General features: G+C 43.8%; 18 protein-coding genes. 6 read left to right on the forward strand and 12 right to left on the reverse strand.

What is annotated here, in order from left to right:
* From ald to BHV72_RS17085, 4 genes are all read right to left on the reverse strand, one after another.
* A partial coding sequence (ald, locus tag BHV72_RS17070; RefSeq protein ID WP_286857031.1) for an alanine dehydrogenase occupies window positions 1-981 on the reverse strand: 981 nt, incomplete at its 3' end.
* A gap of 132 nt (window positions 982-1,113) precedes the next feature.
* Complete coding sequence (locus tag BHV72_RS17075; protein ID WP_022400820.1) at window positions 1,114-2,115, reverse strand: fimbrillin family protein; 1,002 nt, start codon at window positions 2,113-2,115, stop codon at window positions 1,114-1,116.
* Window positions 2,116-2,147: 32 nt separating this feature from the next.
* Window positions 2,148-3,773 carry a leucine-rich repeat domain-containing protein gene (locus BHV72_RS17080; protein ID WP_156737533.1) on the reverse strand — a complete coding sequence of 542 codons (1,626 nt, stop codon included), beginning with the start codon at window positions 3,771-3,773 and terminating at the stop codon, window positions 2,148-2,150.
* An 855-nt stretch (window positions 3,774-4,628) separates the two neighbouring features.
* On the reverse strand, window positions 4,629-4,805 hold the full coding sequence (locus tag BHV72_RS17085; RefSeq protein WP_016274381.1) for a hypothetical protein: 177 nt from the start codon (window positions 4,803-4,805) through the stop codon (window positions 4,629-4,631).
* 77 nt (window positions 4,806-4,882) lie between these two features.
* Between BHV72_RS17085 and BHV72_RS17090 the strand changes: the two genes are divergently transcribed.
* Window positions 4,883-5,167: a hypothetical protein gene (locus tag BHV72_RS17090; protein ID WP_286857043.1), complete on the forward strand. Its 285-nt coding sequence runs from the start codon at window positions 4,883-4,885 to the stop codon at window positions 5,165-5,167.
* Window positions 5,168-5,324: 157 nt separating this feature from the next.
* Here BHV72_RS17090 and BHV72_RS17095 read toward each other — a convergent pair whose 3' ends face one another.
* Window positions 5,325-6,224: an Abi family protein gene (locus BHV72_RS17095; protein ID WP_117921336.1), complete on the reverse strand. Its 900-nt coding sequence runs from the start codon at window positions 6,222-6,224 to the stop codon at window positions 5,325-5,327.
* Between the two features lie 627 nt (window positions 6,225-6,851).
* Here BHV72_RS17095 and BHV72_RS17100 point away from each other — a divergent pair.
* From BHV72_RS17100 to BHV72_RS17120, 5 genes are all read left to right on the forward strand, one after another.
* Entirely contained in the window at window positions 6,852-8,153 is a 1,302-nt protein-coding gene (locus BHV72_RS17100) for an ATP-binding domain-containing protein (RefSeq protein WP_181986398.1), read from the forward strand.
* Window positions 8,154-8,157: 4 nt separating this feature from the next.
* A complete protein-coding gene (locus BHV72_RS17105; protein ID WP_117921351.1) occupies window positions 8,158-9,921 on the forward strand; it encodes a lantibiotic ABC transporter in 1,764 nt (587 codons plus the stop codon).
* Between the two features lie 35 nt (window positions 9,922-9,956).
* Window positions 9,957-10,148, forward strand: a complete 192-nt coding sequence (locus BHV72_RS17110; protein ID WP_009012760.1) for a hypothetical protein — start codon at window positions 9,957-9,959, stop codon at window positions 10,146-10,148.
* A gap of 59 nt (window positions 10,149-10,207) precedes the next feature.
* Complete coding sequence (locus tag BHV72_RS17115) at window positions 10,208-11,617, forward strand: radical SAM peptide maturase (RefSeq protein WP_077197364.1); 1,410 nt, start codon at window positions 10,208-10,210, stop codon at window positions 11,615-11,617.
* 92 nt (window positions 11,618-11,709) lie between these two features.
* Entirely contained in the window at window positions 11,710-12,756 is a 1,047-nt protein-coding gene (locus BHV72_RS17120; RefSeq protein ID WP_229111853.1) for a hypothetical protein, read from the forward strand.
* A 130-nt stretch (window positions 12,757-12,886) separates the two neighbouring features.
* On the opposite strand, the gene mobV is transcribed toward BHV72_RS17120, so the two are convergent.
* The 7 genes from mobV to BHV72_RS17155 all read right to left on the reverse strand — a co-directional run bounded on the left by mobV (window position 12,887) and on the right by BHV72_RS17155 (window position 21,439).
* A complete protein-coding gene (gene mobV, locus BHV72_RS17125; protein WP_117921343.1) occupies window positions 12,887-14,920 on the reverse strand; it encodes a MobV family relaxase in 2,034 nt (677 codons plus the stop codon).
* Window positions 14,921-15,109: 189 nt separating this feature from the next.
* Complete coding sequence (locus tag BHV72_RS17130) at window positions 15,110-16,132, reverse strand: DUF6371 domain-containing protein (protein ID WP_117921353.1); 1,023 nt, start codon at window positions 16,130-16,132, stop codon at window positions 15,110-15,112.
* A 122-nt stretch (window positions 16,133-16,254) separates the two neighbouring features.
* Window positions 16,255-17,619, reverse strand: coding sequence for a DUF3987 domain-containing protein (locus tag BHV72_RS17135; RefSeq protein WP_117921345.1), 1,365 nt, complete (start codon window positions 17,617-17,619; stop codon window positions 16,255-16,257).
* Between the two features lie 4 nt (window positions 17,620-17,623).
* Window positions 17,624-17,995 (reverse strand): helix-turn-helix domain-containing protein, encoded by a 372-nt coding sequence (locus tag BHV72_RS17140; protein WP_007897100.1) that lies wholly within the window; start codon window positions 17,993-17,995, stop codon window positions 17,624-17,626.
* Window positions 17,996-18,104: 109 nt separating this feature from the next.
* Window positions 18,105-18,872, reverse strand: a complete 768-nt coding sequence (locus BHV72_RS17145; RefSeq protein WP_117921347.1) for a hypothetical protein — start codon at window positions 18,870-18,872, stop codon at window positions 18,105-18,107.
* A 366-nt stretch (window positions 18,873-19,238) separates the two neighbouring features.
* Entirely contained in the window at window positions 19,239-20,360 is a 1,122-nt protein-coding gene (locus BHV72_RS17150) for a site-specific integrase (protein WP_117921349.1), read from the reverse strand.
* Between the two features lie 128 nt (window positions 20,361-20,488).
* The gene (locus BHV72_RS17155; protein ID WP_117921355.1) at window positions 20,489-21,439 is read right to left on the reverse strand and encodes a helix-turn-helix domain-containing protein; all 951 of its coding nucleotides are present in this window, start codon (window positions 21,437-21,439) and stop codon (window positions 20,489-20,491) included.
* Between the last annotated feature and the right edge of the window lie 357 nt (window positions 21,440-21,796).

The raw sequence follows: 21,796 nt of genomic DNA on the forward strand, positions 1-21,796 counted from the left end.
TTTGCATGCCAGGGCAACGGTGTAGGGCAGGGTGGCATTTGTCAGTGCCATGGTGGAGGTGAAGGGTACGGCGCCGGGGATATTGGCAACGGCGTAGTGTACAATTCCGTCCACAATGTAGGTAGGGTCGCTGTGCGTGGTGGGGTGGGAGGTTTCGAAACATCCGCCTTGGTCGATGGCAACGTCTACGAGTACGGTGCCGGGCTTCATCATTTTCAGCATTTCTTTGGTGATGAGATGAGGCGCTTTGTCACCGGGGATAAGGACAGACCCTATTACGAGGTCTATTGTAGGTAATTCCATTTTGATATTGTGAAGGGAAGAATAGAGTGTTTTTACATTCTTGGGCATCACTTCACTGAGGTAGCGCAGGCGGGGAAGGTTGATGTCGGCAATCAGTACCTCGGCACCCATTCCGGCAGCTATTTGTGCGGCATTGGTGCCCACAATGCCGCCGCCCAGGATAAGTACGCGTGCGGGGCGTACACCCGTCACGCCACCCATCAGTTTCCCTTTGCCGCCTTGGGGTTTTTCGAGGAAGCGTGCTCCTACCTGGGTGGCCATGCGTCCCGCCACTTCGCTCATGGGGGTAAGCAGCGGAAGTGAGCGGTCTTCTTTCTCTACCGTTTCGTAGGCGATGCAGACGGCGCCGCTTGCTATCATGGCTTCGGTCAGCAATTTATCGGCAGCGAAGTGGAAATAGGTGAATACCACTTGTCCCTTTTTTATCAGTTTGTACTCCGGTGCGATGGGCTCCTTTACCTTGACAATCATGTCGGCTATGGCATACGTGTCTTCAATGGTTGGCAACATTTGTGCACCTACGGCGATGTAATCATCGTCAGAGAAACCGCTGTTTGCGCCTGCCGAGGCTTGCACATACACCGTATGACCGCGTTTCACCAACTCGGCTACTTCGGCAGGGGTCATTCCTACACGGTTCTCGTTGTTCTTGATTTCTTTAGGTACTCCGATAATCATAACCTTAAAGTTTTTATTGAGGGGTTAAACATGGCGCAAGATACAAAAATGGAGGGTACAGTGTCTCCGTACCCTCCATGTTTAAGAACAGTTTTCGTTCTCGGTTATTCATTCTTCATCGTTCATTGTCCATCAGTTTCCAATGTCCATGCCTGCATCCCCTTCTATTTCATCTGTGTCCCATGCGGCGATGGTAATCCCTTTCAGCGTCAGCCCGGCCTTGTTCAGTCTGAGGTCGAAGTTGTAGGTTTTGTTGGCCTCGGTAGTGAGGTTTTCGCTGGAACTCATAGCCAGATAGTAGGTGTAGGTGTTGCTGCCGGAGGTGACTTTTACGAATTGGGAGCTATTGGTGAATGCCTGACCCGGCAGCACGATGGCGCGGTAGGTGGTGGCACCTGCAACGCTGTGGGCGTAGGTGGTGATGGAGGTGGTAGATGCAGTTGCAGCGTCGGTGGCAGCGGCATCATTAGCCTTTGTTACTTTGCCGTCTTCCAGGTTCCACGTGCCGCTGAGGGCGAAGCCTGCGGAGCAGAGCAGTTCTACCTTGTCGATGGCGGGCAGGGAGGAGTAGCCGGTTCCTGCGGAGAGGGTGACGGTGATTTGGCTCATGCAGTGCTTCATGCTGATGCTTGCGTTGTTCGTTGCCACGGTGGTGCATTTGCCCCACAGCAGGTCGGAGGCTTCGTAGTCGGCGGCAGCGGTGCTGCTGTTGTTCTGGTCGGGCTTGATGCTGACGTTGGGCACGGTGTAGGTGTCGGTGGCGGTGTTGGTATAGGGATAGTAGGCGTAGAGGGTGTGCTGGTCGGTGACGTTCTGCCAGTAGAGGGGTTCGTCGGTGAAGCTGCCGTTTACCCATGGGGCGTTCTTGGGGTCGAGGGAGGAGGTGATGGGGGATTCACCGTTGGCACCCGTTTTGTGGGCGATGTAGAGGCCCAGTGCGTCGTCATCATCGAACTCGGTGGCGCCGATGGCGGCGCGGCTGATGGGGATATTGGTGCCGGTGGTGGTGAGCGAGAGCTTCACGTTGATGGGCTTGGTGATGTCCACTGTCTGGTCTGAATCGTTGTTACAGGCGGTGACCAGCAGGCCGAGGGTGGCTGCGAGGAGCAGCGTTTGGATACTTCTTGTTTTCATATTTGGTCTATTTATTTGTTGTTAATAATAAGTTACTTATCGGTCACTTTTGTGTAATTGTCGGGGTTTGTCAGCTCCTCAATGGTGGCTTCGGCAAGTGAAGGGCTTCCCTTGTAGTTATAGTATATGTTCGCCCAAGTCTTATTTCCCCAGTTGCGGCACTGGGTTATTTGCTCGTCGGTGAGTTCGGTAACTCCGGTGAGGAAGAGGTTCTCGGGGGAGAAATTCTGACTTCCGAGACCGTAAGTGGTGTCGCAGGTGGGGAGAGCGAAGCTGTTTTCGGTACCGGTGCCGCTAAGGACGATGCTCTTCAGGCCGGTGCAACCAAAGAAAGCATCTTCTCTGATGTCGGTGACTTGTGGCAGGTAGATGCTTGCCAGTTTCCCGCATCCGACGAAAGCTCCGATTCCTATATTGGTGACTTTTGGCAGGTCAATGCTTGCCAGGGCGGTGCAATCCTGGAAGGCTCTTTCTCCGATTCCGATGGCTTGTGGCAGGTCGATACTTGTCAGGCCGGTGCAACTCCAAAAAGCACTGACTCCGATGTCGGTGACTTGTGGCAGGTCGATACTTGTCAGGGCGGTGCAATTCCAGAAAGCATTTTCTCCGATGTCGGTGGCTTGTGACAGGTCAATATTTGTCAGGCTGGTACAATTCACAAAAGTACCATTTCCTATTTTGGTGACTTGTGACAGGTCGATGCTTGTCAGGCCGGTACAACCCTGAAGAGTATTATATCCTATTTTGGTGACTTGTGGCAGGTTGATGCTTGTCAGGCCGGTGCATCCGGCGAAAGCTCTGTTTCCGATTTCGGTAACTTTTGGCAGGTCGATGCTTGTCAGGCCGGTGCATTTATTGAAAGCATTATATCCTATTTTGGTGGCTTGTGGCAGGTTGATGCTTTGCAGAGTACTATTGCCGTTGGTGAAGAGATACCAATTCGTAGGCACTTCCTTCACCGGCTCCATATAGAGGTTTTGTACGTAATTATGGCTGCTGCCCAGCAATCCTAACAGCTCGCTCTGGTCCATGCCTTCCGGTACAGAACCGCTGATGAAGAGTTTGGAGACGAGGGTAGGGGGAGAAGAGCTTCCGGCGGCATTTATCGCTTCCAGCCTGCTCTTTACGGCATTGTAGGACGCTTCCGTCCCATCCAGCAGGAGGATGTTTTCCGGTGCTGTGCCTTTTATGTCGGTACTTCCGTCCGACACTTGCAGGTACTTGCCGGGGAGATAGAATCGGTTGCCGGTGGTGCCGCCGGTGACGCTGCCGGTCTCGCTGCTGCTGCCGATTGAGCCTCCGGCGCTATATACCTTGTCCGTAAGAAAAGAGAGGGCACCGTTTCCTCCGGCTTCGCTGCAAGTAGGTCCATTAGGGGGGAGGTAGTCTGGGCTGTATTGGTGGTAAGTGGGTATCATCAACGCCCGATGCACCGCCGCACCGTCCCGGCTCAAGGTGGTGACGGAACGGGTGTCGGTGAGCTTGTCAACAAACAGATAGGAGTGTATCCCGTCAGTAGAATTGCTCACAATGGGTGCCTCTCTCAGCGCCGTCACTCCGCCTGTGTAGGCGCAGAATACGGCTTTGGCAGGTGCTTTCAGCAGGACGGCGGCGGATGCGGTGGAGAAGATGTCCACTTTCACCAGGGCGCGTTGCATCTGTAGGGGGATGGGGTCGGCGGTGGGCTGGGGTATGCGGACGGCGAGGCCGGAGGTGCGCAGCTGTTCCCAGTAGGCGTAGTTCTCGGGGGTGAAGGCTTGGGGCAGCTGGAAGGTGAAGGCTTCGCCCGTCTGCAGGGCGTAGCTGCCTCCGCTGTTGCCGTCGCTGCCGGTATATGTCAATGCCTCCAGTGGCTGCATCTCTATGGCGGGGGAGATGGCGGCGAAGTAGTAGGCGGCGGCGTCTTTCTCCCAGCGGAGGAGGTTGGCGGGGTCGGTGGGCTGCCAAGTGGCGGAGGTGACGGCTTGCGTGCCGCCGTCGGTGCTGACGGAGGTGCAGGTGTAGTTGGCGTGGCTGTAGCGGACTTCGGCGGACGAGCCGTCTGCTGCCGACGACGACCTTACGGGCACGGTCATGAATACGGTGATGGTGGTTCCTACTTTGGGGAAGCCGGTTTCCGTGGCGGGTGTGCCGGTGGTTCCGTCGGCGCGTGTCTGCCCTCCTCCTTCTCCGGCCATGGGCGACTGCTGTTCCACGCTTGTGGCGATGCAGCCTATCTGTATGGGTTGGCCTATGAGGGAGGCTGTGGCTTCACTGTCGGCACCGGGCAGGGGGGCGGTGTCGGGGCAGATGTCGTCTGTGCAGGCGCAGGGCGGCAGCAGGGCAAGCAGCAGGGTGGGGAGCAGTAGCGTCCGGCGGAGGTGGTTCCTTGTTTTCATTCGTTGGGTGTCTTTTTTAGGGTTTCGTATAAGTAGGGCCGTTCGGGGTGGGGGTGCCTACCCTTGGACGGGTGAGGGTGCATACCCTTACGGGGGTAGGGGTGCGCACCCTTATGGGGGTAGGGCCGTGGGGTGTTATCCCAACGGGTTTTCGCCGTACTTGCCCAGTTGCCGGGCTGTTTCGCGGGCTATCTCGGTGATGCCCAGTGTGCGGGGTTGTGTCTTGGCACGGAGGTAGAAGTCGTCCGTGCGCTCGGTCAGGGCGTTGTCGTAGGCCACGAGACTGATGAGCTTTTCAAAGGTTGTTGCCATGGGGTTTTGAATTATGAGTTATGAATTTTGAGTTATGGGTTATGGGGTTGGGGTTATTGGGGGGAGTCCTTGAGCCAGTGGCCGCTATAGTTGGCGGTGTCTGTCAGGCTGGCAGGATTATCCGCAGTCAGGTTGTAGTGGATGGCTTTCCAGGTGACACTACCCCAGGATTGGCATGTGGCGGCATTTCCTTCTGCCTTGAACATCTCTTCGGTGACATCGGTGAGGAAGAGGAGGGTGGCGGAGGTGCCTGCGAATGCACCATCACCAACGGTGGGCAGGAAGAAGCCAAATTGGTCGTTGGTGCCGCTGAGGACGACTTCTTCGAGGGCGGAGCAGCCATAGTATCTATTATTAGTTGATTATCAGTGTTATACGCTCTAAACGGTAGAAAAGTGACCGTATGAATTCTGATTAGATACGAAAAGGTGAAGATTTAACGTATTTAACTTTCAATCACATCAAAATTGCAGAAAATATGGGTGATGTGGGGTGGTTAACAGTCTCTTCATATGTCTTTTATTGCCACAGAGGTTCATTTTCCCAACCAGAAGGGAATCCAAGAGCAGCCAGGTCTATCTCTGGAAACTTGCTGAACAAATTGTGCATTTTGTCAAGCATGTCATTGTTGGGAGAGATGATGTCAAGGAAATACTTGATGATACACATGTTATAATATATTCTTCGCTTGTCCGCAGGAATAGTAATCCAAGGACGAGTCATGCCTCTCATATCATTTGGAATAATCTTGTTGACCTTATTCCAAACACGAGCATGATGACAACACGCATTGCGAGTAAGCGTAATCACAGAAAGCCAAGACTCAAACACTGGAGCATGAAGGCAGAAACGCTTGGCGATCTGCTTTTTGAGTCCTTTATCTTTCAAGTTCCTGTAGTACATATTCACGCTACCCATTGGGAGAAGTTCACCAAGAATCCATGCTGGTGGAAAAGGTTCTGTATATGTTCTTTTGAAGTGTTCTATAAAGTCTTCAGTAGAACGTTCATACTCCTTCGACAACATTGCCATACTATTGACGAAAATGGACTGATCACGAAAATGTGCAGAATTTGTAAGCCAATATATATCACCAGTCCGTTCAGCCGTCATATTCATTACGGCTTCTCTTACAGCAATTTCGATCTTCTCAATCTCGTTAAAAAGGAGTAAGCGCAACTTTTTGTCAAAGCGATAAAGCATCATCACTTTGTTAAATGTAGCACCTTCCTTATACAGATGAAGAATCTTTGGAGTCTTCAACAAAGGATGCATATACGCAGACAATCGATAATAGCCAATGCTCTCCAAATACAATTGAGCCTTTTGCCTATCATTAATTATCAATCCACGATTTTCCAATAAGGTTACAAGTTCTCGTGGAGTCTTGTAATCTTTTCCAAAATTTCTCTTTGTCATAGCTTATAAACAAAAAAGCCCAGCCTATTTAAGCATTGTAAAGAGGCTCGGCTGGAACTAACGCTGCAAAAATACAAATAATCATTGATAATACAAACTTTTTAGCAAGAAAAATCACGCAAAAGTGGAATTCTTTGACATATTTATATTTAATAATGTTAAATCAAACCTTAAAAATCATATTTTACCAGCCCAAAAAAGTGGTTTCCAAGATAAAAGTGTTATCTTTGTAACGTCTATACCCATACCGGAAGCCCCGATGGGCAGAGGTTGGGCAGACATACATATGGTAAAAGGCGTTTTTGTACGCTTTGGTTTTGACGCTATAAGAATCTCGCAAATTCAACGAAAAGTCAAGAACAAAGCAACAAAGAACGCCTCATGAGGTGTATTATATACAGCCCTCATTGGCTTCGGACGATTCCATAGTTCGTTGTCAAGAGTGCTTTCTATATACTTACACTGGCGTGGGGCTTTCGGCGTTGCTCGTTTCGACTTGTCGGGCAATGCGAGAGCCTTTATAGCGTGGAACGAGTGACAGAATAGGCTCCGCGCTTTTTCGTATGTATTCAAAACATTAATCAGTCAAACAACACAGAGTGGAGCTGCTGTTCTAATGGAAATGGCATGAGATTAGAAAAGTGGTTTATATCAAACTTAGATGATTCTCAAAGAAAAATCATCGTTCAAAGTATAGACGAAGATATCATAGTACAAGGTGCTGCAGGTAGTGGAAAAACTAATCTTGCTATCCATCGTGCACTACAGGCAAAGAACAAAGGAAGTTACGCCATAGTTATTTTTACTGTGGCTTTGAAAAGAATGATAGCTTATGGAATGCAGGCTCTCGGTTTAGACAAAGAGCGCATTGCATACGAATGGGCTTGGACTCATCGTGGCTTTGACCTGACAGGAGATGTATTTTGGGAAAAAGGCAATAGGAATACCCTCTATCTGGTAAATGACTTAAATGTCAGAAAGTTTGAACGTACCGAAAAGGACAAAACGGCTTATGGAATAGATTTTGCAGATTGGGTGGATTACAAATTTTACTCAGCCTTTGGACGCAGGGTTAGTTGGTTTAAAGAAGTTCCATATCTATCAGGGTTTAGTGTGACTAATACTAATAAGTTCGAGTTGATTCCAAGTGGAACAATTTATAAGCAATCAGAAGATAAAATTGATTATCTTATTATAGATGAGGCTCAAGATTTTAACATCTCAGACTATCAAGGAAGGATAATACCTCATAAGGGGAAGAGTCTTTCTTTATTTGGAGATTCTGTGCAACAAATGAATTTTAAAGGAAGTTCAATAGATGAGATTGCTAACACTTTAGTCTACAAACGTCTCTCTTTGGATTACAATTATCGTCTACCAAAGACAATTGCTAAAGTTGCTCAGCAAATTCAAGATGTCAAGGTGGACTTGTTGACAAATAACATGAAAGATGGTGGCAATAGCGACTATCCTAATTATCCCAAACCGATTGTCACGAAATACTCATCTAGAGAGAAAGAATTGGAAGGCATATTAAATCGAATAAAAATGGAAGATTTAGATGATGTCGCAATTCTTGTTCCTGACGAGAGTGATGTACGTGAAGTAAATGATTTTCTGAATCAAAGAGGAGTAAATACACAAGTTCATTATCGAACTGGAAATGTAGTTCCGTTTAGAACTGTCAACACATTGGACTTTTCAAACAATGACCTACCATGCATCCTGACATACTATGCAGCAAAAGGGTCTGAATTTGATAATGTCTTTGTGCCTTTTGCTAATGAGGCGAACACTTGTAAAAGAAATGCTTTTTATGTGGCATGCACTCGTTCTTCACGCAATCTGTATATCTCCTACACAGGAAAGCGAACATCCTTTTTGAAAGATGTTTCAAAGGAAAATATAGTTGAAATTGAAAATAATTAGACCTATGTTTTATTATATAAGTACAAACTCATGGAACTTACTGGAATCTTTCGTTTCAGAAAGTATATCACCATTCTCTTTCTACCAAGTCAGAGGATATGGGAATAATTTGAGCCGTTATTTAGATGGAACAAATGAAAGGGCTAATTATCTAATTTTGTCAACAAAGGAAATTAATGGTGATTATGTCTTGAGAGTCAATGATGAAATTCTAGACAAATCAAATATAGCTCCTGTCAAAAATAGTAAAACTCTATTTACATACAATAAGACAATCTACTACAAAAAGGGAGCTGTTGCTTTTCTGTTCTCTTCAAGAGATTTACTGGAATCTCTTGTTGCAGAATCGCAAATATTGTTTGAAGTAAAATGTATTGAAAAGTACAAGTCTGAATTTATCGTAAAGACGAGCAATGCGTTGCCTATATCCACAGGAAAAATAGCAAACGCCATATCTTTTCAACTTCAAGAATATGTTGCACAAGACTGTATTTATGACAGATTAAAGGGAATGATTGTTGCCTTTACTCGTGCAATGGCGTTTGCAAAAAATCCCCAAGAACAAAAACTAATGTGTATATTGCGTGATTTAAAAAATTCATTTGCTGGATTAAATACACAAGTTATGGTTTCTGAAATCGCTGTTTCAAATGAGAGTAAATATATTTCTCTAATCCAAACAGCTAAAGGGATATATAATGGTACTGTTAAGACAAGGACAAACTTGTTTGATATTCTTATGCAACATTTCTCTGAAATTGTCAAATTGGCAAAGGCTCGTGCAGAAGAAATATCTCAGAATAAACAAGCAAATAGTACAGACAAAAGAGATTTCTTAATAACACAAAAGGATGCTCTAGAAAGCAAACTTTACAGCATGGAATGTCACGATGGTATTTCTGATTGGATAGAAGAACTTAATTCTATAAAAAAGAAAGAACGTGATAATGGTATCAAAATGGGGAAAAAACGTGAATATTTCAAAAAGGGAACTTGGGAATATGAGCGTAAGAAGTATCTCAAACAAGAAATCAAAAAATACGAAGATGAAAATTACGAATTTAAGTCCATAAAGCAGCAGATCGCAGATATAAAACAACAGATAACGAACATAGAATCAGGTTCATCTATGTATGATACGACTTTAGGAGCTTTGTTTGTCCGTGTTAGTGATATTATGAATGATCTTATCGGTAAAGCAAAAGTATCTGGTGAGGCAAACGGAAACATTGATTACTCTCGTTTCTCGCTAAAGAACTTAACTATAAGCATTGATGTACTGAATTCTGATGAAGAAAAAGTATTTCTTGATATCATAATGAATGAAGCTCTTATGTGCAAACAAAGAGGTTTGTCTGACGAAGTTGTATTGAACCTTATTGTTGAATCAGCCAACAAATATAAGTGCTTAGAATGCTCTAACACAGAAAAAGGTAAGCAAATACTTAGCACTCTTCGGGAATTTTGGTCATACAAGCACAACCAATGCTCATCATTTAGCATTCCCGTCAACTTGGTTGTATTGAAATCCTTGATGGCTTTCTTTATCAAACCTTTTGGTTTTGACCAAATTGACCGATATGCCCAAAATAGAGGCATTGATAGTAAAGAGTATGGATATATGCTCCGAGGGGCATTAATCGGTTATACAGCCTTTCCAAAGACTTTTACCGATGCACTTTATACCAACACGGATATATACATTCCTATGGATGAATATTTAACAGCGATACACAAGCAAGTCGAAACGCAACACCCCTGCGATTGACTTGTACACAACAAAAGGGGTTAAAAGAAATATTTATGGGAGTTTTAAAACTGTCTGTTATAGAAGAGCAGAACAAACAACTCAAAAATAGATTAAGAGTTGTTGGACAAAAAGGACATATTGTTCGCATTAGCAACTGTTATTGTCCTTGTGAGTGTTTCATCAGAGAAGGCGAAGTTACAATGTGCGACGATGTTGCCTCTGCTGGAAGTTGGAACATTGATTAAAGAATCACTAATTAAGGAGAGCCATTGTTTAACACTTTGGCTTTCCTTATTTTATGCATATGGAAGCTATAGTATTTCAAACTCAAAACGAAAATTATTATTTGTATAGTCCTTTGAAAAAGGCAATATTGCCATTATCAAAGAATATGTACGATATAATTTCAAACGACAGAAATGAAGGAGACGAAACCTTTCGTCAGTTAAAGCAATATGGATATCTTGACAAATATACTTCATCATTTGATAGTTATATAACAGGGAATACTATACAAGGAGTATTGGTAAAACTATCACAAATCATATTTGAGACAACAACACTCTGTAATCTTAGATGCGAATATTGTTGCTATAGCGAAGGATATGATACATTTGATAGCCGAAGAGGTATGTTGGGGAATCTGAAATTTGAAACAGCCAAAGGCATAATTGATTATTTGGCAATTCTTTTTCAGAAAGAACCTCTATCAAATGCACCTAAAGAACCTTTTGCCATTAGTTTCTATGGAGGTGAGCCATTGATGAATTTCGCTGTAGTGCGCCAAATTGTAGAATATGCAGAACGTATAGAATTTCGCAACCGTTCATTGTTTTTTACAATGACAACAAATGCAATGCTTCTATCAAAATATGCAGATTTTTTGTCACGTCACAAATTCAAAATGCTAATTAGTCTTGATGGCAACAAGGAAAACGACTCTTATAGAGTAACTCCTAAAGGGAATCCTTCGTTTGACATCGTAATGATGAACTTGAAGTGTGTTGAGAATTTATATTCAGAATGGTTCGCAACATTTCGCTATAATGCGGTTTTCACAAATAAAAGTGATGTAAGGGAAATTGTTGATTGGTTTAAGATGCAATTTAACACAACGCCGAATTTTAGCCCCCTTCATGTTCCTACAGAGGATGCAAAAGATGGAAACAGAATTCTATCTATGCTTAAAACTTTTGAAATTCCAGAGGATATAGAGTTGGTTCCAAGTTTAATCACTCAAAATCCGCTCTTTAATCGAATTTTGGTTTTTACTACAAGGCTGTTGAACAATTCAGTTAGCAAAGAGAGTGAGCTACTCGTAGATGAAAGTATAGAGAATAGCACCTTGCCAACTGGTACATGTATTCCATTTTCAAAACGACTTTTCGTAAGCTATAATGGGAAAATACATCCATGTGAAAAAGTCAATAGGGATTCACCGTTAGGATATATTGATAATAGTGGCTGTGTTCATATTGATTGCAATGAGGTAGCAAATGGATTTATGAAAAGAATCACAGAAGTTTCATCTTTATGCAAGAAATGCTACATGCAATTTTGTTGCACTAAATGTTCTTTTTGTTATAGCAATGGTAAATGTGATGAGTTTACTTCAAAAAGTAAATTCGCAAAACTATTGTCAGATGCTGTATCATACATAGAATCCCATCCTGACATAATAGAAGTGGTTGAAGAAAACATTATAATAAAATGAACAGACTGTACATAATTTTTCCACATTGCTATATCAAGGCAACATCAAAAGAATTGCTCATATATGATACAATAAAGTTTAGTAGCATATATATGAGGAATATTGTCGTCCCATATAAAGCCGTCAATACATTAAATCAGTGCGGTTATATAGATGATTGCGATGACAACAAGACTATTTTGCAAAAAATCGCCAACAACGGAGTCGGATATTTCATACAACCAAACAAGTCAATGCCTTATTTCCCCAAACGAGGATTACAAATAATGACCTCCTTAAATAAAGAAAACAAAGCTTTAGGGCACAACTTGGCATCATATACAAATATGATGTTGAAATCTATCACTTTTTTACTTAATAATACATTGTCTATAAATCTCAATTCATTTGCTTACAAGCAATTAGAGTATCCAAACGTTAATCATACAGAGATTGACATAGACACAATATTACTGCAACTTATTTCTTTTGACCTGGAAAGAATTGTCTTGTCTGGAGAAATTTCATGCGATAAGTTGGAAAGAATTTTAAATCTTGCCCAAACAAGAAACATACTTGTTGTTTTTAGAGTCCATTACTTGGCTTATCCTATTCAACATATACAAGATATGTTACGCAAGTATAGAACAATAATGGTAGAATTGCTTATCGATTCAGCTACCCCCTTAGATATTATAAACCTAAGAGAAGAAAGGTTAATCCTAAAATATATTGTAACAAATAATTCTGATTTAGACAAGCTTACGGGTGCAAAAGAAAATATAGTATTATGCCCTATATTCTTGGATGAAAAGAATATTACCCTACAGCCACAAATGGTTATAACCAAAGACGAGGTTCTTAAAATCAATCAAAATCTAAAAGACTGTTATTTGAAAGATTACATAAATACATCATACTTTGGTCATATAACAATCAATTATGACGGGATGGTCTATTGTGTAAATCAGCAAATTGAGTCTTTACAAAATCGAGACCTTGCTTGTATTATTAATAATTGGGTTGGTTCACAAGAATGCTATTGGTATTTCACACGAAATAAGAAATTGGAATGTAAGGATTGTGCACTTCAGGTTCTATGCCCTTCCATTTCAATTTATGAGCAACTAAAAATATACAAATGTCCTTGTAGGGTTTAGACTTCACTTTATTATACATGAAGCCTTGTTTTAGCAAAAAACGAGGCTTCATGTATTGTTTAGTCCAAATTCTCAGACGTAATATCTATCGTGTTTTTGGTATATAACTTATCCATACAAACAGAATCCTTTATCTTGATTGAGATTTCTTCTTTTCTTTATAGAATATACCCAATCCTAATTTTTGTGTTCCGTCCCAATTCGTAAGTTGGTCGGCGCAGCCATTGGAGCCACCAAGCGAAACGTATGTATCTGCACTACATGACATATGGTCAACAAAAGCGAGAAAGTTGTCAATGGCGTTGTCTGTGAATTGAACTTCATTCGTGGCGAAGAGTTTTGTCCAATTAGTGACACATTCTTGCTTGAAGTCTGTAAAACCATTCCACGACATACCAGATAAGAAACTTTTTGCTGCCGAATCTATACAGGCTTTAGAGTCCAATCCAATATTATGCTTTACAGCAGATGCCATAATGCCATAGTATATGGAAGCCGATTCTGTCTCGTTGAAGTTGACTCTGTCTGTTTTTGCAAAGGATGATAAAGCTTCGTGTCCCTCATGGATGAACTTGTCAAGCACTCCTATGTATCTATTTTGCCGAGCCATGCTTTCACGTTTGGCTTCGGCTTCTTTCCGAGCCTTTTCTTTTGCTTCTTTCTCCTTACGTGCTTCCACTCGTCTCCATGCGTCTGTCATTTCAGGCTCTTGCCAAATGGCATTCCAACGAGCCTTCAAATCATTGTACATTTCCATAAGTGTAGTATTATAACTTTTGGCACTGGCGAGTTCTTCCTTCGCACAGACAAGTTGAGTAGTCACTCGCTCCACAGCCTTCTCGTCAAGTTGAGAGATGCGTTGTTTGACTTTGTTGTTTTCAGTCTTTAGCGCATCATTCTCGGCACGAAGCGACTTGTTCTCCTCTATCTGCTTATTGAGATTCTGCATATAGTAAGTGTATGTCTTGTTGACAGACTTGCGTACATCTTCATTCTGCTTGTCACGTTCTGCATTGATGGCTGCTACAAGAGCCTTGATTGCAGCGTAGATATTAGCCACACGCTCCTCACGCCATGTCTTTTGTCCTATAAGCGTAGGAATCGGGATAGCAAGTTCTTTCTTTACGGCATTCATCGCTTCTTGAACTGGAGCCTTGATGTTGAGAAAAGGAATGGTCAGTTCCTTCTTGTCGATTGTGGCGAGCACTGCATATTTCTCCACTTTGTCAAGAGCGACTTTCGCCTGACGTTCCGCTTCAAGCACCACCTTGTTCTTATGCTTGCGTCCTCGCTTTTCTTCCTCTGAAAGTTCATCATAGGAGAAGCCTCTTGCCAAGCCATACTTATGTCCTACCTTGTTGTAATAGTCAGTATGCAGTTGGGAAAGGTATTGTGATTTGTCCTTTGCTCGCTCTCCCCACACTTTGGCATAAGAGACCCTTTCAACAACACCCTTTGCCGCTTCCGATTTTGTGTAGTTGTCACGTTCTTCTTTTGGAAGTGCTCTCCATTCTTTGGTTGTAAGAACATTTTCTGGATTATCCTTGTGAATGTACTTGCTTCCGATGCGCCCACGTTTCTTTACTTGTTCAACAGGCACGGTCTGCACATGGGCATGGATGCTTGTCTCGTCACAATGCACATCAAAGCCGATGACATTCTCTTCTCCCCATTTCTCACATGCAAAGCGGTAGGTGTCCAATGCCCAGTCATAGATGCCTTTTTGCAATACAACCTTGCTGTGGTCAGCATTTGGATCTGATGTGTTGAGTTTCTGTTCACCAAAGGCAAGCCTGTTAAGCACATCATGGTCACCACAGAAGATGATGCCGACAGTGCAGTTCGGACTGTTCCTTGAAACTTGGTCGGGACGCTTGGCATCCATATACGGCTTGAAACCAAGTTCATCAAGTCTGTGCTGCAAGCGTTCATGCAACGGCACCGACTGGGAACCAAGAGGCACTATCTTTCCACCCTTGACTATCTCAAAGTTGAGTCTCTTGCGTGAGTAGTTATAATGGTTGTTCTTGTCTATGTCCGCGTTTTTGAGTTGGTAACGCTTCTCGTCCCAACCTCTGCGCTCCGCCTCGTTGCCCACTTGGGACGAGAACGATTTCTTGTCTGTGCCTACATGAATGGCGGCACGTGGTATGTTTCTTTCCATAAGAATTTCATTTGAGCTTGTAACGTAGTTCTTGTATAATTGGAGACAGGTCTCGGGCGGAGCCTGAGCATAATAGAAGGACTTTTTAAGTGAACATCGCAAGCATGTGAATCTAAAAGTCCCTATTATGTTTAGGACTTTTGTGAAAGTCCGTCACGCAAGCGTGCTCGCAGAACCTTACCCACTCTGCTATGACTCTTCCACCAACACCAACCCAAGACTGTCTATTAGATGCTGGAGAGGCGGATGTTGCTTTATCAGCCTTTGTAGCGCCATCTGTGGCGTTTCCGTCATCAGCAGGAAGTCGGCAATGTCAAGACCATTGGTCTTTTGTTCATCGGTGGCATTGTCTTCCAAGATGTTGCTGACAAGAACTTGCTTGCATATTGATTGCAGCAACGGAAGTTTGCTTTTCCACTTATCCGTTGCCCCAAGGTCTGGAACCAAAACAACCTCCCGACCGCTTAGGACTTCGACAGCATCTTTATTGAAACATCCGTTCATGCCTCCAGTAGCCAACCACACGAAATCAGACATGAAGTGTGTGGCAATGATGGCTGTCTTTTCACTCTCCACTATGGCTATAGTCTTGGTCGTGGTTTTATCTGTCAATAGATGTTCGCCAAAGAAGCACTGCCGAAGTGTAAAGTCTGGCAGTTTCAGTTCAGAGTGTACCCAAGTCACCAGGCTGTGTGGTTCCTTGATACGGTGACCTGTCTTGTCATCATACTTCATTATCTTGCCAGTGTGCACATTCCCATTGACATCTATCTGCCAAAAGATAGTTGAACCGCCCCATTTCTTTGAAGTGCCGACCTTGTACAAGGCAAACAGGCGTTCTGTCTCCTCTTTGCCAAAGACCGTTGAAATGTATCGGTACAAAGGATTGACAGAATAGCCATGCAGTGTTTGCTCCACCAGCTTGCTATCAATGAAAGTTGGAAGAGTTTTCTCTTTCCTGCACTCTTTGATTGGTGTTTTATATCTCCAATCATCATTGCAGTTGGTATCGGGATTGTCCTTGAAATAATCAGACGGAGAATAATGGTAGCCACAACTCTGTTCATGGTCACAACGCCCCACATTGTCAGGGAATACAATCTGTCCTTCCTCGTCAATATATCTTGCAAAGCAACGCTTACGCCCACATTGAGGGCAAGCATATCGGTTGCCCAGCTTGTATTTCTGTAGATGGAATCTATACTCACTCATAAGGCTCTGCACTTGTTGCACCTTGCACTTTCTGCACTTTTGCACTTGTTTGGCACAAAATGCAGCATCTTTTGTGCAAGAGTGCAAGAAGTGCAAAGTGCAAACGGTGCAAGGTGGTGATTCTACTTCTGTACTTTCTCATAATTGCCTTGCTTGTCTTTGATGATAAAGTTTCTCTGACAGAAGTCTTTGAGCATATACATGACAGTACGTCTTGCAAAACCGAAATCCGCTCCAGCCTTTACTGCTTCAGCAGTTACGAACTTGTTTCCCAACGAGTCAAGTACCTGTTTCTTCACAGGGTCGGTAGCCTCGGTTAAAACGAGGTCATCCATCCTTTTGTATGACTTCTCAAAGTAATCGCTCATCCGTATGGCTGCATTCACGGACTCCGCATCAACAAAATCCTTGTGAGACTCATCACAAGCCCAACGGAACAGTTGGAATATCAAGGCAAGCCGAGCCGTATTCAAAGGAACTTTTGCAGCACGCGAGTCTATCATTTTTTCATCCGTAATGGCATTCTGCCGTTCTATATCCTCATTCTGCCAATCATAGAATATGTCAATGGCTTCATCAGAGAAGTCAAGAACATTGAAGATGCCTTCCGTAAAAGGAAGAGCCACAGCCTTGTCTATGATCTCTTTCCATACACGGAATGGTCTTTCAATGATTGCAGCATCTTGTTTTGGAACCTTAACCCAAGGAGCAATCTTCAAACCTTTTGGGCATGTGATCAGAAAACGGTCAAGAAAACCATTCTTCTTGAATCCCATATCATAAAGTTCATGCACAATACCAGTCTGGATAGTTCCTACAATCTGTATGCAAGGATAGTCAATGCGTAAAGGACAATCAAGATTACAACGAGATACATCTACTGGCAAGCCATTGTGAGCCGACAGCATCTGTTGTACAAAAGAACTGTTGTTGTATCGGTTGATGGTGTTGAACAGCCCCATTATCTCATCCACCACAACTGCCACACCTCTGAGGTTGGCATCGTGATTGCGCATAAGAATCTCTGGCGTGAAGTCATTCATGATATTCTTATGCAGGACTGGTACAGGAGGTAACGATTCCCATTCCGTCCGTTTTTTGCCCTTGTTCCTCTCCACAATGGCTGCATACTCATTCTTTAGAGCCTTGAACTTATGGTGCTCCTCAGTATCAATGTCGTGCAACGGCTTGTAGGCAAAGTTCAAAGGTGGAGTCTTGCCGACTCCTGGTCTGCCAACAAGAATGACATATAGGATAGGTGAAGTAATCCAATTGCCTTTAATCCGGATATAGCAGGAGTTGCCGACGGCTGCTGCCATAGCGGATATAAGGGAAGTAGCGGTAAACTCAATGGAATAGTTCTCCGTCCTTGCCAAATCAAGAATCATCTGCTGCATCTTCTGGGGGAATACGTCAAGCGGAATTCCAGAAGTGGCTACGCCCGAAGCCTCCGAGCGTAGCTTGTTACAAATTTCAAGCGCATCCATGATATTACCAGTTTAAGGGTTTCGGCTTGCGCTTGTTTCCAGCAAGAATAGCTGCGTTCTCTTCCTCTGCCGTGAGAGGTACAGGATTCTTGCGGTTAGTCTCCAGCCACTTGTCAAGTTCATCTTGATAAAGGCAGTAACGCTTGCCCGGCTTGGTGGCAGGAATGCTGCCGTTGCCAAGTTTCATGTAGAGAGTTGCCATCGGCATTTTCAGGTATGCCGATGCTTCCTCCACACTCATAGGTATGTGCGTGTTCGCCTTGTGTGGCTTGTTCTGTGATTGCAGACTGATGATCATCTGCTTCATGCCCACCACTTCGTCCCGAAGCTGGGCAACGACCATTGGAAGGTCGTTGAAAGTTAATTCCTTTGTCATATACAAGTCATTAAAAAAAACTGGGGCAAAGGAACAGAATGATGCTTTCGTTACTCCCATTCGTGACAGTCATTTGTCATTCACGAAGGAATAACTCTAACAATGGGGATTATTCGGGATTTTCCTCCGTCACATCATGGAAATCATATCCACCATTGGCAGGCTCGTCAATAGGGATTATATCATTGGAACATGGGGCTTTCAGGTTCTTCAATGTGCTGTAGTCCAAGCCTTCAAACGGCTTTGGGAACATAGCTTTGATAAAGGATATTCGCATTGCCATTGTGTAATCACGCTTACCCAAACGCTCTGCGATATTCCACACGAAGTGCCTTAAAGGGATATTCTCAACATTTTCCTTGAAACGGTTTATTGCTGTCGGGGTATAGTTGGTGTCGTTGCTCCATTCCTTGACAGCCTCAATTACCTTGTACAAATCTTCCTCATACAGAAACCTTGACATGGTACGATGCACATAGTCAAGTACGGCTCTCGTTCGTTTTTCCTTTATCTCCTGTGCTTCTTTTTCTTGTGCCTCTACACACTTGGCATAGTCCTCATGACTGTATTGTGCTGATTCTGTTTGTGGTAATGTTTGCTTTGGCTGTTCTTGTTCTGTTGCTGGCTCTGCTTCTACAACGTTTTTCTTTGTCTTGCTGTTGCTACCAATGTTCATCAGTTCATAGGGACAATTCACCATGGAAATGAATATCGCCCAAAGCAGGATGTTGCTCCCTACAAAGATGATTGACTCGACAAACAGACTTTGGTGAAAGTCATTGCCTACATACATAGCCACGACAAGAGAGATGGCGAGAATTGCAGTACCAACAAAAGCGTAGATGGTACAATCTGAAGTTGTCTTGTTTTCTATCATTATTGTATTCGTTTTATTGTTATTCGTTCAAAAACTTCCACAAAGTTAGATGCAGAAGCATGTAAAAACCGCATTTACGTTCTCTGGCACTCTTTCTTTTAGGCTTTATTAGCGTTCTAATATGATATCAGACTCTGAATCATACTTTAAACTACTCATTAGTGTCAGTTGTTGCTGATTGTTGGCTACAAAGGTAAGGGCAAAGAAAAGGGATATTTGCAGTTCCTCTTTAATATCAACAGAAATTGGAATGTATTTGTCGAATTGGTTCTATCCACGACAGCAAATAGAACCAACAAAATGAGAAAAGGACTATTGGAACACTATCATTCCAACAGTCCTTTTCTGCGTGTTATTGTCAAATGGTTACTTCTTCAAGGTGATACAGCCAACCGAAGCACGCTTCTGGGCATCGGAAATCTTGGCATACACCTCTGTTGTTGCCACATTCTTGTGACCGAGATAACGCTGCACAACCGCAATACTTGTTCCTGCGTCCAACTGGAGACAGGCAAAGCTGTGGCGTGAGCAATGATAGGAGATATGCTTGGTGATCCCTGCATCTTTCAGCCAATTTTTCAGCGGTGCCTGTGTCATGGAGTCTTTGAAATCGGGGAACACCTTACCTCGTTTATCTGGTGAATAGCCTATCAGTTCCAAGGCTTCCTCACTGATTGGGTTATGCACGATGTCTTTTGTTTTCTGCATTCGTGTGGTGACATACATCACACCATCGCTGCCGTATGGCTGTATCTCCTCCCAAGTGAGTTTCTTAATGTCGCTCTTTCGCAATGCCGTTAGACAAGAGAACAGAAAGGCTCGCTTCAAGGCAGGAGCAGAGCATGGTGTGGATGCCAAGCGGATAACCTCGTCTTGTGAAAGATGCTCCTTGTCAGTCGGGATTGTCTCGATACGCTCCAAGAAACCGTTCGGGTTCTCCTTTATCTTGCGGTCACGATAGGCTGTGTGGATTGAAGCACGGAAAGTTGACCAGTAGTTGGCTGCTGAGTTTATATGCAGCTTTCTGTTCTTATGCAGTCCCTGTGGTGCTGTCAGCAGATACTCACGAAATCTGTTGCACAAGTCCACGTTTATCTCACCGAAGGTACACTTGCCTTGCGTGAAGGTACGAAAGTGCATATAGACGTGTTGCCACTTGGAGTTCTTCTTGTCTGCCAGTCTCTTGAAGTAGGCGAGGAAATCTCCTTTCATCTTCTCCTTGTCGAAGAAATCATAACGCTCGTTGACGATAGCCTCGAAGCGACGGCAGCGTATCGCCTCGGCTCTTGCCGTAAGGTTGAGGTTGTACTTATGTTCCATCTGGTTCTTCGGCTTGGCATAGATGTAGATGCCAAGCGACTCATGGCGGATGACTTTCATCGTGCTCTCATCACGATAGCCAGGATAATAGTCAAGATAATAGGACAGCATGTGTCCGTCCTTGATTTTGCGTGTACGCAATGATACGGTCTTGCAAATGTTGCTCATAACTGATATGTATTATTGATGATTATTCGTGGTGAAGTGTATCTTCACGGCTACAAAATAACTGAATGATACTTCCGTGACTCCCATTATTTGCAGTCATTGATGGATAATGCTGAAATCATTTGAAATCACAGTCCTTTGGCTGCTCTTTCTGCCATCGCTCGCTCCACATCTGTCTTCAAAAGCAGGTTCTTTACACCCACTTTTACCTTGCTGATATGGTGAACTTTCACTATATGGCAGATATTGGCACTTGTAAGACCATACAACTGCTGTACTTGTTCTGTAGTATAATAGCTGTCATCGCTCATTAAGTCAGTCCTGCGCAGTTCTTCAAGATGCTCCTTTGAGTAATAGGTACGACCGTACTCACGTTTAGTGGGTATCTTATGACGATATGCATATGCCCTGAGTGCCGACTTGCTCATACTGAAAGCATCCTCTACATCATCAGCAGTCACCCACTCGGTGATGCTGCGGATGTCAACGGCAGTACCGAAGAACTCATCAATATGCCGTTTGCTGTAATAGTTCTTGCCAGCGATACGGCACATCGGTATCTGGTTGCGCTTGGCGGATGTATAGAGCCAAGACTTCTTGACCTTATAAATGGACATCACTTCCTCGCCCGAATAATAGTCAAGCACCTCATTCTCCTCTTTCCCTTTTGTTGGTTCCTGGTTTTGTGTTGGCTTTTCTGTTTTTACCTTTTTACTGAGCTTGCTCTTGCTGGCAGGAACCACACGCTTGTAGGGATTACCCTCAAACATCTTCTCTATATCAGCCTTTCTAACTAATGCCATTCTGCTGCTCAATCTTGATGCCTTCAACTTGCCGTTAGCCACAAGTTTGTAGATATACTGTCGGGTGCATCCCATCAGAATGGCAGCCTTGGAGAAGGTAAGATACTCCTGATGTTGCAGTTCCATGATAGGCTCAATACCGTTAATCAAGTCCTGCTGTCTTTTCTTCCTAAGACGTTTTGCCTCTGCCTGACATTCCTCGGAACAGTATTTCTGCATACCGCTTCTTGGCACGAATGTCTTGCCACAAAATTCACATTTTCTTGTCGGTCTCATACTCTTTGATATTGCTATGTTCTCCATACTTTGAGTATTCCACCGATGGAGTAAACGGAAGTGAACCATTGACAACTTTTGTCAACCCAGTCCACGATATAACGCTTTTTGCCTATCAGCTTCAAATCTGTCCTCCATCGTAACCACTCGTAAACCCTTGTCAACTACGTTCACGATATGACAAAATAAAAGCTCCGCAAATTCTCCACGGTAGAAATACGCTGCAAAAATATGTGGAAAATCGGGAACTGCCAAAAAGCACTTAGAAAGTGTTAAAAATCAAAGAGTATTGAAAATCAAGACTTTATGGTTGGTTAGTCATAGTAAGTTATGGTTAGTTATAAGGGGCTAAATACA

It is taken from the genome of Bacteroides sp. 43_46 (assembly GCF_001915455.1).
Classification (GTDB): domain Bacteria; phylum Bacteroidota; class Bacteroidia; order Bacteroidales; family Bacteroidaceae; genus Bacteroides; species Bacteroides caccae.

Bases quoted from the DNA above. Each gene is read 5' to 3' on its own strand.
- BHV72_RS17075 (WP_022400820.1), bottom strand. From the start codon at position 2,115: ATGAAAACAAGAAGTATCCAAACGCTGCTCCTCGCAGCCACCCTCGGC.
- BHV72_RS17080 (WP_156737533.1), bottom strand. From the start codon at position 3,773: ATGCAACGCGCCCTGGTGAAAGTGGACATCTTCTCCACCGCATCCGCC.
- BHV72_RS17085 (WP_016274381.1), bottom strand. From the start codon at position 4,805: ATGGCAACAACCTTTGAAAAGCTCATCAGTCTCGTGGCCTACGACAAC.
- BHV72_RS17095 (WP_117921336.1), bottom strand. From the start codon at position 6,224: ATGACAAAGAGAAATTTTGGAAAAGATTACAAGACTCCACGAGAACTT.
- BHV72_RS17100 (WP_181986398.1), top strand. From the start codon at position 6,852: ATGAGATTAGAAAAGTGGTTTATATCAAACTTAGATGATTCTCAAAGA.
- BHV72_RS17105 (WP_117921351.1), top strand. From the start codon at position 8,158: ATGTTTTATTATATAAGTACAAACTCATGGAACTTACTGGAATCTTTC.
- BHV72_RS17110 (WP_009012760.1), top strand. From the start codon at position 9,957: ATGGGAGTTTTAAAACTGTCTGTTATAGAAGAGCAGAACAAACAACTC.
- BHV72_RS17115 (WP_077197364.1), top strand. From the start codon at position 10,208: ATGGAAGCTATAGTATTTCAAACTCAAAACGAAAATTATTATTTGTAT.
- BHV72_RS17120 (WP_229111853.1), top strand. From the start codon at position 11,710: ATGAGGAATATTGTCGTCCCATATAAAGCCGTCAATACATTAAATCAG.
- mobV (WP_117921343.1), bottom strand. From the start codon at position 14,920: ATGGAAAGAAACATACCACGTGCCGCCATTCATGTAGGCACAGACAAG.
- BHV72_RS17130 (WP_117921353.1), bottom strand. From the start codon at position 16,132: ATGAGTGAGTATAGATTCCATCTACAGAAATACAAGCTGGGCAACCGA.
- BHV72_RS17135 (WP_117921345.1), bottom strand. From the start codon at position 17,619: ATGGATGCGCTTGAAATTTGTAACAAGCTACGCTCGGAGGCTTCGGGC.
- BHV72_RS17140 (WP_007897100.1), bottom strand. From the start codon at position 17,995: ATGACAAAGGAATTAACTTTCAACGACCTTCCAATGGTCGTTGCCCAG.
- BHV72_RS17145 (WP_117921347.1), bottom strand. From the start codon at position 18,872: ATGATAGAAAACAAGACAACTTCAGATTGTACCATCTACGCTTTTGTT.
- BHV72_RS17150 (WP_117921349.1), bottom strand. From the start codon at position 20,360: ATGAGCAACATTTGCAAGACCGTATCATTGCGTACACGCAAAATCAAG.
- BHV72_RS17155 (WP_117921355.1), bottom strand. From the start codon at position 21,439: ATGAGACCGACAAGAAAATGTGAATTTTGTGGCAAGACATTCGTGCCA.